We start from the raw sequence: 15,625 nt of genomic DNA, 5'->3' as shown, positions 1-15,625 counted from the left end.
GATTAAGGTAATCAAGGCTTTTTATCGTATCGCTGTCCACTTTCTTCATAATCCTGCAAATTAATGTTCTTCGCCCCAAGACCGGTAGATACGCCGCACTTCGCGGAACGATTGCTTAGGCTTGCGATATTCGTTAACTAGACCCTTGTTGTTAAAGCTGCGAGCCCGGTCGCGGAAATATTTACCGTCACTTTTCAAATCACCACGGGTATCGGCGAACTGCCAGATAAAGGTGCCGCCAATCTTTGGATCATCCCGAAAAATAGCCAGCGCCTCGGTAACGATTTGCGCTTGATAATCCTCGCTGAACAATCTCGGCTCCCAACCAACGTCCCCGAAGATGCCGGCACCGCCGAACTCGGTCATGAGCACCGGCCTATCGCCAGCCCCCATTTGTTCCGCCCGCTGGTGGAACTTATGCAGCATATCTTTGAATCCATCAACGTTACCTTCATACCACCCACTATATTTGTTAATTACGATGGTCCTTTGTCTCAATTCGTCGGAACCCGATTCGTTCAACCTTGTCGTCATAATCGGTACGGACCTGGATTGTATACAACTCAGGTCGACCAACATTCCACAGCCGAACATCGGTCCATCGTAACCTCACCGTACAATCGACCGTTTGACCAGCATCCACACTTACTTGTTCCGAGTGGATATCACGTCCTCCTTCGTTCAGTGTCAACGCCGTGGTCAACTCCGTTTGCGACAGTGAACGGGTACGTACTTGAATATTGACATCGGCATCTGCTATTCCATTTAGATCATAATCAATCTTGAACTGCTCGATGTACAAATCAGGTAACACCTGCAGCTCGACTGGACGGATGATGCCACCATAATGGAACTAGTCTACGTGCTCTGTCGGAATCGTAAGGCGATCCAGAGTACTGTCTGTCCGAACAACCAGCTCATGGTCTCCTGCAGATAAGGAAGGAATGACGAATTCAAAAGGTGTGTAGCCGCCATAGTGATACCCGAGATGCTGTCCGTCCAAATAGACATTGGCATGACCTAATACTGCGTGAAATACTAGTCTGATATTTTGCGTTTCCTGTGTATGAATGGTTTTCCTGTACCAACCGACACCTTCATAGTCGTACAGGTTCAGTTCGTTATTCCAACAGGATGGAACGTACATGGATTGTGAAGCATGTGGAAAACGCTCAAACCATTTTTCCTGAAGACCCACATTCCCTGAATCTTTTATAAATTCCCATGGCCCGTTCAATAATTCTGTTGTGCGAATGTGATGCTCTCGAAACGTTCTTAACAAGCGTCTCTACCCCCTAGTGAAATGTTCTTCATAGTCATCTTTTTAATAGTCTGATAATATGGATAATAGCATGTTATCATCTGGTTCTGAATGGAAAAAAACTAGGACTGCTTGTAAAAATCGAGCCCTTATTAGGTCGATTGGCTGAAGGAGAGAAAAAAGTTTGGAAGCACTTACATATAATTTGAATAACCTCGTGCCGCATATTCATTTTGTTCTCGATAAAGTAACATTTCCTGGCTGGGAAGATATTCGTAATCTAGTGAATGTACATAGTTTGTACTGGATTCATGAGGGAGAGGGGACTTTCTTGACGAATACCGAACACAAGGTGCAGGCTGGGATGCTGACTTACCTAAGGCCCGGTCTTGAAATGTCAATGCGTTCAGAGCCGTATGCTCCGCTCCACATGACCATGGTGCTCTTCGATTGTACAGAACTCGACTACGATGCAGTATGGAAGAATGTTACGCCAATTGAGAAACTAAGGCTTCCCTTCCTAAGTCGATACGGTATCCCGCAGGCGGAGGAATTGGGTGTCTTGTTTAGGGAGATAAATCTGGACTGGTTCCCAGGAATTGCCGGTGGAGCAATGGTTTCCCAAGCAAAATTACAAATACTGCTGCACAAACTTCATCAAATCGAACACCCGGACTGGAGCATAACTGAATCCGGTGCCTTCGCTGCCTTCGAGCAAATCAAGAAACATTTGGAGAACGGATACAAGGATAACCTTCGAATCGAACAGTTGGCCGAGGAATACAGCATTTCTGCTTCGTACCTTCGAAAGCTGTTCCTCAAGTATACGGGTATGGGGCCGAAAGAATATCTTATACACTTACGTAACCAGCAGGCGTGTGGTTATCTAATCTATACGGATTACCCCATCAAGGAAATCGCCAGACTATGCGGGTATTACGAAGAATATCACTTCAGCAAGATGTTCAAACAGATGAATGGTATTTCACCTAGTGCTTACCGAAGCAGGCAGAGGAGCGGTGTATAGCTTGATTACTCATGAAGGCTAAGAGAGCCCGAAATCTTGTTAGAAATGGAAAAGTGGTCACTCATGAAGGCCATGAGTGCCCGAAATCTTGTTGAAAATAGAAAAGTGGTCACTCATGAAGGTTATGAGTGTCCGAAATTGGTCTTCTGTCAAGAACGTGGACAAATAATATTCGAGTTTTAAAACCCAAAAATTACTACCGCATTGTTGTCTCTCCAAAGTGGCAATGAATCTATTTATTTAATTGACATTGGATGCACTATTTTGTTTTTTGATACTTTATGAAACTAGTAAGATGATGGAGGTAATTATTATGGGGAAACCTTATATATACAACGGAGTTTCGTGGTTTGATCAAAATGGGGATACGGTAAATGCACACGGTGCTTGTTTGCTAAAAGAAGATGAGAAGTATTACCTTTTTGGAGAATATAAAACAGATGATGTTAATAAATACATAGGGTTCTCATGCTATTCATCTGATAATCTTGCAGATTGGTATTTTGAGGGACTGGCATTGCAGCCGCAAAATGAGGGACTCTTGGGCCCTAATAGAATAGGTGAAAGACCCAAAATGTTGAAAAACCACAAAACAGGCATGTTTGTGATGCTTATGCATACAGATGACTTAAAATACATGGATCCTTGTATAGGTGTGGCCACCTGTGACAGTATTGATGGTACATTTGAATTTCAAGGACCGCTGCTATTTAATGGTGAACCAGTTAGAAGATGGGACATGGGAACTTTTGTTGATGAGGATGGCACAGCATATCTATTACTTCACGAAGGGGACATTTATCGGTTAAGTGATGATTATTTAACCGCAGTTGAGAAAGTAGCTGAAAAAATCGCTCCTGGTGGTGAGTCACCAGCAATGTTTCGCCATGAAGAAAACTACTTTATTATGTTTTCAAATAAAACAAGTTGGGAAAGAAATGATAACTATTATTTGGTTGCAAAAGACATACATGGGCCATGGAAAAATCAAGGATTATTTTGTCCAGAAGGGAGCTTAACCTATAATTCTCAGTGCTCATTTGTCTTTACATTTGAAGCTAACGGAAAAAACGTTCCAATCTATATGGGAGATCGATGGTCCTTTCCACGGCAAGCATCAAGTGCCACTCAAGTATGGTTACCAATTACAGTTGTTGGAGAAAAATGCTTAATACCGGAATTTTGGCCAGTTTGGGATAGTAGATCTATTTCTAACGTATCCATAGGAGGTTTGGAAGAATCGCTAGAGTTCCAATCGAATCTGAGTGGTGAATCGGTGAGCTATCAATTTAATGGCTCACAAGTTATCGTGTTCGGAACTAGTGATTGCCATAGTGGATATGCTGACTTCTTGATTTATGATGAATCAGGTGAAGTTATCCATACTGCAGTTGTTGATTTTTATAGCTTAGTATCCGATTCCAATATTAGATATGTTTCACCAACGTTTCCAGCAGGAAATTATATGCTCAAAATTATGGTAACAGGTACGAATGGTGTCTGGTTTAAAAAGGATGGGACTAAATTTGGAAGTGATGATTTTTATGTCACGTTACAAAGAGTTATAGTTTTATAACAAAGATAAAAAGCCTTGATTGAAAAATCAAGGCATTTTGACGTCCCGAAGAGGATTCAGACCTCCACTGTTTAATACTTATAATTTTCATTTATAAATGTTGTCGGTGATACACCAGTGATTTTTTTAAAGACTCTACTAAAGTAAAAGGGATTCGAAAAACCGAGAGCATAACTAATTTCTGAAACATTTCCAGCATTTGTTTTAATCATTTCAACCGCTTTTTCAATTATTAGTTCGTTTTGGTACCTTTTTACACTTTTTCCAGTATGCTTTTTAAAAAGCGTACATAGATAAGCATAGTTCATGCCAAGCATATCTGCGATTTCCTCACCTGTTAATTTCTCCTCATGGGCGTTTTTTAGTATCTTAATCATTTGATTTACCACAACATGCTTCTTTGTGTTGGTCTGTTCTTCTATATAATCTGAGTAAATATCTGTGAATAGTTGATAAATTGATAAAGATAACTGAATAGGTCGTAATGGGTGTTGGGTCTCATATAGAGTTACCAAAGTTTTTAGCTTTGTCAAAAAAAAATCTGAGCTTAATACTTTGCCATATTTCGGCAAAATTAGTTTTGTTTCATATGTATCCTCGTAAATTAATGAAGAATTTGGAAAATACTTGAATTCTGTGTCCGCTGCGTTCCTATCATTCCCAGGAGAATCATAAAAGTGAACATAAAACCAGTTTGTTCCTGGTTCATAGAAATCACCTCCCCAATGGGAAACATTTTTTCTTAAAAAAAGATATTCCCCTTTCGTTACCCTGTACTCCGTCCCATCTTCAATGACATGAATACTCCCTTTTATGACAAAAACAAAGACATGTATATTTTTCATTTTTCGATCAGGATGACGAAATATTCCTTTTTCATCATGCATGAAACCTAATTCTCTCACTAACGGGAGACTATATGAGTTCAAATGAATGGTGTGCATACTAAATCACCCTCAAAAATTATATCTACACCGACCTTACCACAAAAAATCTAAAAAAAGGATATGTATTTTATTATATTGTGAATTCTATTTGGATAAAGGAAAATTCATAATGGTTAATAACGATATTAAAGAGATAAGAAGGTGAATTTGATGAAAGATATTAAAGTTAAGTATCGAAAACAGAATGTTACATTATTAGATGGTATTTTTAAGGAATCACAGGACGTAGGAAAAGGATTTTTATTGACTTTGGATGTTGATAGATTAGCAGCAACTTGTTACCATGCTATTTCAAAAACACCAAAAAAACCACATTATGGCGGGTGGGAAAAAAGAGGAATCAGTGGTCATTCAATCGGTCATTGGTTGTCAGCTACTTCAGCTATGTATGCGGTAACGAATGATAAGAAATTAAAGGAAAAGCTTGATTACGCAATTGATGAACTCGAACATGTACAATCATTTGATACAGAGGGGTATGTAAGTGGATTTCCACGAGATTGCTTTGACAAGGTTTTTGCCGGAGGAGATTTTCAAGTTTCTAATTTTAGTCTCGGAGATTCATGGGTACCGTGGTATAGCATTCATAAAATTTTTGCTGGACTAATCGATACGTATAAGCTAACTGGCAATGAAAAAGCACTTCAAGTTGTTATTAAACTAGCAGACTGGGCGAAGAGAGGAACGGATAATCTTTCAGAACAAGAGTTTCAACGTATGCTAATCTGTGAACATGGCGGAATGAACGAAGTAATGGCTGATCTTTATGTACTAACCGGTAACACTGACTATCTTGAACTTGCGATTAAATTCTGTCATAAAGCAATCCTTGATCCCATTTCAAAAGGAATCGATGAACTTGAAGGAAAACACGCCAATACTCAGATTCCTAAAGTAGTTGGTGCCGCTAAACTCTATGAAATTACAGGGGAAACTTATTACCGTGATTGTGCCATTTACTTCTGGGATATCGTCACTAAAAATCGTTCATACGTCATAGGCGGAAATTCAAAAAATGAACATTTTGGTCTTGAAAATACGGAAGAACTTGGTATTCAAACGAATGAAACGTGTAACACCTATAATATGCTGAAGCTAACAGAGCACTTATTTAAATGGACACATAAGGCAGAATACATGGATTACTACGAAAGAGCGTTGTATAACCACATCCTAGCTTCACAAGATCCTGATACTGGAATGAAAACATATTTTGTTTCAACGCAGCCTGGACATTTTAAAGTATACTGCTCACATGATGATTCGTTCTGGTGCTGTACGGGTACCGGAATGGAAAATCCAGCACGATATACAAGACAAATATACCATCATGAAAATGAAGAACTTTATGTGAATTTATTTATTCGTTCTGAAATGGTGCTTGAAAAAATCAAGTTAAAACAAGAAACAAAGTTTCCGGAAAACCCGTCTTCAAAACTTATCTTCGAAGAGGCTAATAATGAATTTTTAGCGATCCATATTAGAGTTCCAAATTGGATTTCAGGGGAGTTGAGTGCAAAGGTTAATGACCAGTATACTTATTCTTCAAGTGAAAACGGATATTTAACGATAACAGGAAATTGGAATTCAGGTGATGTGATTGAAATTAGCCTCCCTATGGAACTTCACTCTTATGTCTCAAAGAGCGATTCAGGTAAAGTTTCATTTACCTATGGACCTATTGCATTAGCCGGAGCATTGGGAAGAGAAAATTTTCCTGAAACAGATATTTTAGACGATCATTTATACTTAAATAATTACCCATTAATTGATGTTCCCACCTTAGTTACGAATGAAACGAAGTTAAACAAATGGATAAAACCTGTAGAAGGTTCACCGTTAACATTTGAAACCGATAAGATTGGACAACCAGGAAATGCAAAAGTGACCCTAATTCCTTTTTACGCCTTACATCACCAACGATACACCTTATACTGGGATTTAATGAATGAAGAAACATATAAGGAATTTTTAAATAGAGAACAAAGTGAACTGGAAAAGTTACAATTACTGACAGTTGATCAAGTTCAGCCACACGAACAGCAATCAGAGGTTGAACATTCAATGAAGGCTAAAAATTCATATTCAGGATACTTGAATGTAGTTCATCGAGCATGGAGAGATAGTCGAGACGATGGATATTTTAGCTATGAAATGGCTGTGGATCCAACAAAACGTATGTATCTTTGTGTTACCTATTTTAGTGGCGACGGTATTTTATATCATGATGGAAAAACGTATGTTAGATACTTTCAAATACTAGTAAGTGATACGGAAATTGGGGAGCAAAAGCTTGAAGGAAAGATTTCAGAAGAGTTATTTAATGTGATTTACGAAATTCCAGATGAATTAACAAGAGGAAAAGAAAAAGTTGAAGTTAAATTCGTTTCAACCAAAGGAAAAATTGCAGGTGGAGTTTACGGGTTAAGAACTCTTAATGGTATTTACAACTAATAATCATAATGTGAGAAGATAGGTGAAAATATGTCTGACACAAAAATAATAGAGGTACTTACTAAAGATAGAGGAGAAGAATTAGGGGACTTATTCGGCATTTTTTTTGAAGACTTAAACCATGCAGCTGATGGGGGACTTTATACTGAGTTAGTCCAAAATCGTTCGTTTTAATTTAATCCTATTGACCATAGAGAGTATCATGCATTAACAGCATGGGAAAAAGTAGAGCGTGGTGAAGCGAAAGTAGAGGTATTAGTTGAAAATGAAAATCCTCTCAATGAAAACAATAGGAACTACCTGACCCTTTCAGTAGAAGAACCTGGAACGGGTGCAGGAATTATGAATGTTGGATTTAATACCGGTATTCCTGTCAGAAAAGGGGAAAACTATAAACTTTCTTGTTTTGCTAGATCTGCATCCAATTCTACTAAACTAGTTGCTATTGCATTAGAAAGCCTTGAAGGTAGAGTTTATGCACAGGGTGAGATCACCGTAAATTCATCAGAATGGAAAAAATATGAAGTAAAGTTAACAGCTAACGAGACCGATTATAGTGGTCGACTGGTATTGACAACAATAGAACATGGTAACTTGTATTTTGACATGATCTCACTTTTTCCTGAACGCACGTTTAATAATCGTCAGAACGGTATGCGAGAGGACATTGCACAACTACTAGCTGATATGAAGCCAAAATTTATGCGTTTTCCGGGTGGATGCCTTGTGCATGATGGCAGCCTCAATCCTGATGATAGGAACTCCATGTATCGCTGGAAAAATACGATTGGTGATGTGGAAAAACGACCAGCACGTAGAAACAACTGGGGATACAATCAAACATTAGGGCTAGGGTACTATGAATATTTCTTATTTTGTGAGGACATAGGTGCAAAGCCTATTCCTGTATTGCCGGCAGGCTACGACCCTCATCACCATCGGATTGTTCCAATTGAAGAATTGCAGCCTTGGATTGATGATGCACTTGATTTAATTGAATTTGCAAATGGGAATTCATCTACTGTTTGGGGGAGGAAGCGTACTGAACTCGGACATCCAGAGCCATTTGGCCTGGAGTATCTAGGGATCGGAAACGAAGAAGTAGGGGAAGCTTTTTTCGAGCGATATGAATATTTTCATAAGGCCATTAAGGAGAAGTATCCGGAGATCAAATTAATTAATTCAAGTGGACCATTTGCTGCTGGAAGTGAATATGATTGAGGCTGGAAGTCTGCTAGAGAAAATAAATCTGATTTCGTCGATGAGCATTATTATCAATCTCCAGAGTGGTTTTTAGCTAATTATCATCGCTATGATGACTTTAAAAGTGAAGATCCTAAAGTATTTTTAGGTGAGTATGCTTCCTGGGGGAATACTTACTACAATGCATTAGTTCAAGCAGCTTTTATGACAGGTCTTGAAAAAAATGCACATGCAGTAGGACTAGCATGTTATGCACCAATGCTTTGTAATGTCGATTATGTGAATTGGAAGCCAGACCTTATTTGGTTTAACAATCATTATGTCTATGGAACTCCTAATTATTATGTACAAAAGCTCTTTATGCACCATCAAGGAGACTATATATTAAAGGTAGAGACAAATGGATTACAGCCGATTGAAGAGTCTTTTTCCAAGCCTATATCTGGTAATATAGTGTTTTATAGTGTTTTCTGGAGAGCATAGCACTGCAGAGTATGATGATATCAAATTAAGTAATATCGATACTGGAGAAGAAAAGAGCTATGATCCTATCGTTTTGCAACATGGCAGTGAATTAGTACTTGATAACATTCAATGGCAGAATTATCTGCTTTCTTTTAGGGCTAAGAAAATTGATGGTGTTAGAGGATTTAAACTCTTTTTTAGGCAAGGCGACAATAAGAATGGATTGTTATGGGAAATCGGTGGCTGGCAAAATCAGGATGCGATTGTAGGTTCAATAGTAAATGGCAGAAACTCATGCTTAACTCAGAGTTTATTTGCTGTCGAAACAAAAAGAGAATATCTGCTTCAATTAGAAGTGAAGGGTAGACATATTCGAACATTTATTGATGGTGAACTAATCAATGAAACAGAAGATAAGCTTCTAGTGTTGAACCTCTGTACTATTCTGCAAGTGTCGAAGAGTTAACAGGAGATATTATTGTTAAAGTGGTAAATGTTCAAGAATCACCAGTCACTGCTCAAATCGTATTAGACGAAATAGAAAAAGAAAATCTTACTGGATCAATCTATGAAATGTCGGGCTATGAATTAGAAGAAGAGAATAGCTTTGAAACTCCCGAGAAGGTAGCACCGAAACAGTATGAAATTAAGGTTAAAGGTAATACAATTAATCATAAGTTTCCGAAGCAATCTATAACGATAATGAGATTTAATTAGATAATAATATTTAACAACTAATAAACCATGATACCTTGAATTTTAAACCAAGGGTCATGGTTTTTTAATTTGAGGTATCATAAGAATTACCTCCATCAACATTTATTTGGGCGCATATTTTGATGGTTTTATTGTATTAGGATATCAGAATATTGTTTATCATAATCAGAATTTCGTTCATTGTTTGATAGGCTATTTGAAAGTACTCTTAAGGTAGGTTGTTAAATTCAATTGGGGTGAGAGAGATGAAACGATTAAACGTAATGATTGTAGATGATGAAATCCTTGCGATTGAACATTTAAAACATATGATTAACTGGGAAGAGCATGGATTCACCATCGTTGGAGAAGCGCTTTCAGCAAAGAAGGCCATCGAGGTTTTAAAGACGAATCGACCTCACATCATTTTTATGGATATACAAATGCCTAGGATGGATGGGCTTCAACTAAGTCAAAAAATACTAGAATTCAATCCAAATACCAAAATTATTCTGCTAACCTCGCATCGAGAGTTTGACTATGCAAAAAAAGCTATGAATCTTGGAATTTCTCATTATTTATTAAAACATGAATTACAAGAGACCAAATTAATCAAAACTCTCGAGGGTATAAAGACGGAGCTACAAGAACAAGAGGAAAAGGTTCTTTCGATTAAAAGGCAATGCCTATTAGATTTGCTCGTATACGGTACGCAAAAAGAAATAGCTATGAAGAATTTACAGAAGAGTATTTCAGATATCAATAGTAACTTTTTTTTCTTTTTTGTAAAAATGGATACTGCTTTCTCCATTTTTGACCAATATTCATCGATAGTGAATATGTATGTACCCGAACTTGAATGGAAGGGGATTTTTCATTCAGAAGAGATCGAGTATATAGAGTCGGTTACATTAGAAGGTGGGAAATTACTGATACTATGCAAACTAAAACATAAGCTTGCGGAAAGGGAAGTATTTTCACCAATTTATAATCAAGCGGTGAACATTAAAAATCAAGGGAAAAATAAAGGATTATCTTTATCTATTATTATTTCTCCCATCTTTAGAAAAATGAAGGACTTACCTGCACTTTATAGAGAGACAGAAAAAAAATCACTCTTTCTTATTTTATATGGAAAGCAGACCATTATACGTTATCAGGATATAACCCTACCTGATTACGATATTCAAGCGGAATGGAAAGGAACCATACAGTTCATTCGAAAACAGGTAACTTCGGCAGAAGGAGAAGATTTTATCCAAGCAGTAAAGATTGTCTTCCAAAGGTTAAGGAAAAAGTTCCATCCGTCTGTCTTGCAAGTCGTATGTAAGGAGTTCACTTATATACTTGACCAGCTAAGAGAAAAAAATCGAATCCCTACATATTTTGAATTGGGAGATCAGGATAAGGCAACATTTCCTCTTTTCTATAAGTTAGAAGAAATATCACAGTGGTTGATTGAGGAATACAAAGGTTTATCAACAATTCTAAGACCATCTGGTTTTTCTAAAAAAATACATCTCGTTATGGATTATATTCATGAACACTATCAGAAAGATTTAAGTATAGAAGTAATCGGTGACTCCCTATCGATTAGCGGAGACCATCTTCGTCATGTATTTAAAAAAGAAACTGGTCGAACGGTATTAGATTATTTGACTTGGTTTCGAATAGAAAAAGCAAAGGAATTACTGGATGGAGAAGAATATAAAATATATGAAGTAGCAGAAATGGTAGGATATAAAACTAGTCAATACTTTAGTCTGGTGTTTAAGAAGTGGACGGGAACTACACCACTTGAATATAAGGATCAACTAAAATGACGATAAAAAAGAAAATCATTCTTAGTGTGGCTCTTATTGTATCAATCTCCCTCCTGCTAAGTGGAACAACTACATATTCTTATGTTAGTAACCTATTAATTGAACAAGTTAAAAAAGATGAAGCAGCGAAACTGAAGCAAAAAGCAGTTCAACTGCAGTTTATTCAGAATGATCTTGAACAATTTGCCCAATACATCCTAGTTGATGAAGACATACAGTTAAAAATTCAAAAGATGTATTCAACCAATGATCATTATGAAAGGCTCACCAATCAAAATTGGTTAACAAGAAAGCTAAATAGCTATTTATTACTAAAAAATTACATTGATAGTGTCATACTTGTCAGTAACGATGAAACAGTTATAACAAGCAGTTTAATTAATCAACAATATCATAAAACGATTTTAAAAGAGGAATGGTTTACTGATTTTTTAAACAGAGATAGGTATGGAGGTTTCTCCGATGTACATCAAATCAAAAATAACCAAAGAAATACAAAAGTGGTTAGTTATATTATTAGATATAATCGACTGTTGAATCCGGATAGTAAGCTAAACTATTTAATTATTAATTTTAACTTGAGTCACTTATCAAGCATTATGGAAGATACGAGAAAGGATTATGAGGACTTTTATCTTTTAAGTTCCGATAATTCCGTCCTATTATCGATAGAAAATCAGCCTGCCTTCGTTCGTTCTATCATTGAAAAGAACAAAAATAAAACCAATTATATTGTAGAAAGCGATAAACAAATTATTTCAATCAATCAAGAAATGAAGGACCAGTGGAAGGTGGTTTCGGTCAGATCGAAAGAAACACTTTTACAAAAAGTTGACTTTATTTTTTATTTTATCAGCGGTGTCACTTTATTAAGTATCGTCTTAATCATGCTGATTGTCACACCGATTATCGTAAATCTTTCCAAACCCATATCTTCTCTCACCAAAGCGATGAAGAGAGTATCACAAGGCGATCTTCAAACTGCAGTATCAATAAAAAGTAAAGATGAATTTCAGATGTTAGGGGAAGGCTTTAATCGGATGGTTAGTGAATTACGGAAGTATATTGATAAATCGATAGTAGACGAACAAATCAAACAAAAATTGCAAATGGATTTACTCCTATCACAAATTAACCCTCACTTTATTTATAATACCTTAAATACCGTTATCTATATGGGGCAAAGGGAAGGAAATAAAGATATTGTTAAAATAGTGGGTTCATTTATCAGTTTATTACAAGACACGATTAGAACCGGGGAAGACGGATATTTTGCTACGATTAAAGAAGAGGTGGAACAGGTTAGAAACTATATCGTTATACAAAATTATAGGTATCCCAATCGATTTCTTTTAGAATGGCAGGTGGATCATCGAGTTTTAAATGAAATCGTTCCAAGAACGATCATACAACCGCTTGTTGAAAACGCCATTATACATGGTGTGATTCCTACGGATGAATACGGAACAATCGTAGTGAGGATTTCTTTGGGTAACCAGTTTGTAACGATTGAAGTAGAGGACGATGGAATGGGCATCCCCAACGATCGATTAGAAGGTCTAAAGTGGGGACAAGACTTATTTGACTCCACAGGTATGAGGTCGATAGGGTTAGCAAATGTAAGAGATCGAATATTACATACTTACGGAGAACAGGCAGCCATGACTATTGATAGTGAACTAAATAAAGGAACAAAAATAATCATCCATATTCCAAAAAGTACTCCGGATTTTATACAATAAAACCGTTTTGTGGTGTTTAGAAAGCGTAACCATCGTGATAAATTAAGGACGTAGAAAGAATATGGGGGGATAAAAAAGTGAATAACAGGTTCAAGAAAAGATTGGCTTCATTATTTTCTATCATGCTAGTAATGTCTATATTAACTGCGTGCTTGGGCTCCAACAATGTAGACAGTAACGCATCCAGTAAAAGTGATGGGAAGAAAAGTAGGGATAAGGGTACCATTACGATGTGGGGCTGGGATGCAAATTATATTGAGGTTGTTAGTAAAGAGTTCAACAAAGTATATCCAGACATTAAAATTGAACTAACGAGTGTAGGAGCGGAAGATTATCTGCAAAAAGTTCAAACAACGATGGCTTCTGGGGGGGAGTTACCGGATATCCTTTGGGGTGAAAGAAACTTCCGAGGAAAGATCTTTGAATTCGATATTTGGGAAAACCTTGAGAAGGAACCATATAATTTTGACAAAAGTACCGTGTTTGATTATTTAGAACCACTTACTAGTAATTCAAAGGGTGAAACCATTGCAGTTGAACAATCCTTGACACCTGGTGCTATAGCTTATCGAAGAGATCTAGCCAAGGAATATTTTGGAACTGATGACCCAAAAGAATTGGAAGCGTTATTCCCAACTCTTGATGCGATGATTGAAAAAGGGAAGGAAATTCAGGAGAAGAGTAATGGACAAGTGTATATGTTTTCTAGCTTAGGTGAACTGAATGAGATTTTTACGGCACAAAGTCAACAGCCACTGATGGATGGAGAAGTGGTTGATGTAACAGGCAAGATGAAAGAAGTTATTGAAAATGTAACAAAAGTAAGAGATGCAGGCATCGTTGACAAATTAGAGCTTTGGTCTCCTCAATGGAATGCGAGCTTTGCCGACGGAAAGCATATCTTCTTTCCAGCTGCCAACTGGGCACCTCAATTTGTCATAAAGCCTAACGATAAAGAGGGTGAGGGCAGATGGGGTCTAATGAAGCCGCCTGGTGAGATGTACTCATGGGGTGGAACGGTTTTTGGAATCTCGAAAACCAGTGAAAATAAGGAATTAGCTTGGAAATTTATTAATTGGCTTTTATTAACACAAGAGGGTGCTGAAGCAAGTAAACTAGTTAATTTCTATGTACCGTTAAAAGAAGTATATGAAGATCCGCAATTCGTATCTTCCGAGGATCCATTCTTTGCGGGTCAAGACGTAGGAAAGTTTTGGATTGAAGAAATTGTACCTGAGATTGATGTTCCTGTACTTTCAGCCTACGATGCGGTGGTAAAGGATTCAACGAATCTAGTTCTTAACTTGTTAAATTCGGATCGCAGTGTCGATGCAGAAGAAGCCTTAGAAAAATTAATAACTGAAGTGAAAGCCAAACTTCCTGAAAATAAAGTAGAGTAGTCAAAAATAAATAAGGATCTAGTGAATCGTAGCAACCCATTCCTAGATCCTTTTATTCTTATTTACAGGAGGATTATAGATGGAGAATGAAACCATAATACAAAGGAAGAATAAAGTTGCTGCGAAGGCTTCGGTAGCAAAAAAGTATAGTTTGAGTTTAAAAGTTTGGCCTTATTTGTTTGTCGCTCCTTTTATTATTTGTTATTTAGCTTTTAATATTTTCCCGCTCCTTTATTCGTTTATCATTAGCTTTACCAACTGGGATGGATTTAGTGCAGCTACCTTCGTAGGCTTGCAAAACTATAAACTAGTCTTCACACAGGATCCTTCATTTTGGAAGTCATTAGGAAACACCGTGTTAATTATGTTAATGTCGACGCCATTTGTTATTATATTCGGACTTTTACTAGCTGTATTCTTGTTCAATATTACGAAAGGACGATCGTTTTTTCAAACGGTGAATTTTATTCCTTATATTACTACACCTGTTGCCATCGGTTTGATTTTTGCCTTTTTGTTTGATTGGTCCTCAGGTACAGTCAACAAGGTGTTAGTGAGTGCAGGAGTGTTAGAACAAGGAATTAATTGGTTAGGAGAACCCCTTTATGCAAGAATCGTGGTAGCGATTATGATTATCTGGAAATACACAGGTTATCACATGGCGATTTACTTAACTGGATTGAGTACCATTCCACAAGATTTATATGAAGCGGCAAAGGTGGATGGATCTTCTCCCGTAAATACTTTTTTTAAGATTACCGTCCCACTATTAGCGCCGATAACGATGTTTTTGGTGTTAACAGATATCATCGGTGGTCTACAAATGTTTGATGAGCCAAAGTTGCTCTTTTCTGATACAGCGGTGGGAGGACCAGAACGCTCCGTCTTAACGGCTATTTGGCATTTTTATGATGTGACCTTCTCTACCTCACGTTTCGGTTATGGTTCGGCAGTGTCCTTTTCCTTATTCTTGATCATTATCATTTTTACTCTAGTTGCCTATAAGTTTATGAATAAAGAGAGGGTGTAAA

Annotated in this window: 15 protein-coding genes and 1 pseudogene; 12 read left to right on the top strand and 4 right to left on the bottom strand. The window is 37.2% G+C overall.

Annotated features, from left to right (window positions below; translation table 11 throughout):
- Positions 1 to 60: 60 nt before the first annotated feature.
- From QUG14_RS09175 to QUG14_RS09165, 3 genes are read right to left on the bottom strand one after another with little or no spacing between them, the layout of a single operon-like run.
- Complete coding sequence (locus tag QUG14_RS09175) at positions 61 to 534, bottom strand: glycoside hydrolase family 2 TIM barrel-domain containing protein (protein WP_289340211.1); 474 nt, start codon at positions 532 to 534, stop codon at positions 61 to 63.
- Entirely contained in the window at positions 473 to 814 is a 342-nt protein-coding gene (locus QUG14_RS09170) for a hypothetical protein (RefSeq protein WP_289340210.1), read from the bottom strand. The genes QUG14_RS09175 and QUG14_RS09170 overlap by 62 nt, the downstream gene beginning before the upstream one ends.
- A 39-nt stretch (positions 815 to 853) precedes the next feature.
- Entirely contained in the window at positions 854 to 1,282 is a 429-nt protein-coding gene (locus QUG14_RS09165; RefSeq protein WP_289340209.1) for a sugar-binding domain-containing protein, read from the bottom strand.
- Between the two features lie 163 nt (positions 1,283 to 1,445).
- On the opposite strand from QUG14_RS09165, the gene QUG14_RS09160 reads away from it, so the two are divergent.
- Both QUG14_RS09160 and QUG14_RS09155 read left to right on the top strand, forming a co-directional pair.
- A complete protein-coding gene (locus tag QUG14_RS09160) occupies positions 1,446 to 2,288 on the top strand; it encodes a helix-turn-helix transcriptional regulator (protein WP_289340208.1) in 843 nt (280 codons plus the stop codon).
- 313 nt (positions 2,289 to 2,601) lie between these two features.
- On the top strand, positions 2,602 to 3,864 hold the full coding sequence (locus QUG14_RS09155; protein ID WP_289340207.1) for a family 43 glycosylhydrolase: 1,263 nt from the start codon (positions 2,602 to 2,604) through the stop codon (positions 3,862 to 3,864).
- Between the two features lie 71 nt (positions 3,865 to 3,935).
- On the opposite strand, the gene QUG14_RS09150 is transcribed toward QUG14_RS09155, so the two are convergent.
- Positions 3,936 to 4,808 carry an AraC family transcriptional regulator gene (locus QUG14_RS09150; RefSeq protein WP_289340206.1) on the bottom strand — a complete coding sequence of 291 codons (873 nt, stop codon included), beginning with the start codon at positions 4,806 to 4,808 and terminating at the stop codon, positions 3,936 to 3,938.
- Between the two features lie 153 nt (positions 4,809 to 4,961).
- Here QUG14_RS09150 and QUG14_RS09145 point away from each other — a divergent pair, with 153 nt between their 5' ends.
- The 10 genes and pseudogenes from QUG14_RS09145 (at position 4,962) to QUG14_RS09100 (ending at position 15,624) form a co-directional block, all read left to right on the top strand.
- The gene (locus QUG14_RS09145) at positions 4,962 to 7,265 is read left to right on the top strand and encodes a glycoside hydrolase family 127 protein (protein WP_289340205.1); all 2,304 of its coding nucleotides are present in this window, start codon (positions 4,962 to 4,964) and stop codon (positions 7,263 to 7,265) included.
- A 30-nt stretch (positions 7,266 to 7,295) separates the two neighbouring features.
- The gene (locus tag QUG14_RS09140; protein WP_289340204.1) at positions 7,296 to 7,439 is read left to right on the top strand and encodes a hypothetical protein; all 144 of its coding nucleotides are present in this window, start codon (positions 7,296 to 7,298) and stop codon (positions 7,437 to 7,439) included.
- 9 nt (positions 7,440 to 7,448) lie between these two features.
- Positions 7,449 to 8,486 (top strand): carbohydrate binding domain-containing protein, encoded by a 1,038-nt coding sequence (locus QUG14_RS09135; protein ID WP_289344109.1) that lies wholly within the window; start codon positions 7,449 to 7,451, stop codon positions 8,484 to 8,486.
- 144 nt (positions 8,487 to 8,630) lie between these two features.
- Positions 8,631 to 8,951, top strand: a pseudogene (locus QUG14_RS09130) (alpha-L-arabinofuranosidase C-terminal domain-containing protein); the annotation flags it as partial.
- Positions 8,932 to 9,399, top strand: coding sequence for a hypothetical protein (locus tag QUG14_RS09125; protein WP_289340203.1), 468 nt, complete (start codon positions 8,932 to 8,934; stop codon positions 9,397 to 9,399). The pseudogene QUG14_RS09130 and the gene QUG14_RS09125, both read left to right, overlap by 20 nt.
- Positions 9,369 to 9,650, top strand: coding sequence for an alpha-L-arabinofuranosidase C-terminal domain-containing protein (locus tag QUG14_RS09120; RefSeq protein WP_483310799.1), 282 nt, complete (start codon positions 9,369 to 9,371; stop codon positions 9,648 to 9,650). Before QUG14_RS09125 ends, QUG14_RS09120 begins: the two co-directional genes overlap by 31 nt.
- A gap of 245 nt (positions 9,651 to 9,895) precedes the next feature.
- Positions 9,896 to 11,452 carry a response regulator transcription factor gene (locus tag QUG14_RS09115; protein WP_289340200.1) on the top strand — a complete coding sequence of 519 codons (1,557 nt, stop codon included), beginning with the start codon at positions 9,896 to 9,898 and terminating at the stop codon, positions 11,450 to 11,452.
- The gene (locus tag QUG14_RS09110) at positions 11,449 to 13,194 is read left to right on the top strand and encodes a sensor histidine kinase (protein WP_289340199.1); all 1,746 of its coding nucleotides are present in this window, start codon (positions 11,449 to 11,451) and stop codon (positions 13,192 to 13,194) included. The genes QUG14_RS09115 and QUG14_RS09110 overlap by 4 nt, the downstream gene beginning before the upstream one ends.
- Before the next feature lie 77 nt (positions 13,195 to 13,271).
- Positions 13,272 to 14,594 (top strand): ABC transporter substrate-binding protein, encoded by a 1,323-nt coding sequence (locus QUG14_RS09105; protein WP_289340198.1) that lies wholly within the window; start codon positions 13,272 to 13,274, stop codon positions 14,592 to 14,594.
- Between the two features lie 79 nt (positions 14,595 to 14,673).
- Entirely contained in the window at positions 14,674 to 15,624 is a 951-nt protein-coding gene (locus QUG14_RS09100; RefSeq protein WP_289340197.1) for a carbohydrate ABC transporter permease, read from the top strand.
- The last annotated feature ends 1 nt before the right edge of the window (position 15,625 follow it).

The organism is Neobacillus sp. CF12 (assembly GCF_030348765.1).
GTDB lineage: Bacteria > Bacillota > Bacilli > Bacillales > Cytobacillaceae > Neobacillus.
This window is presented reverse-complemented; position numbering and strand designations above follow the sequence as displayed.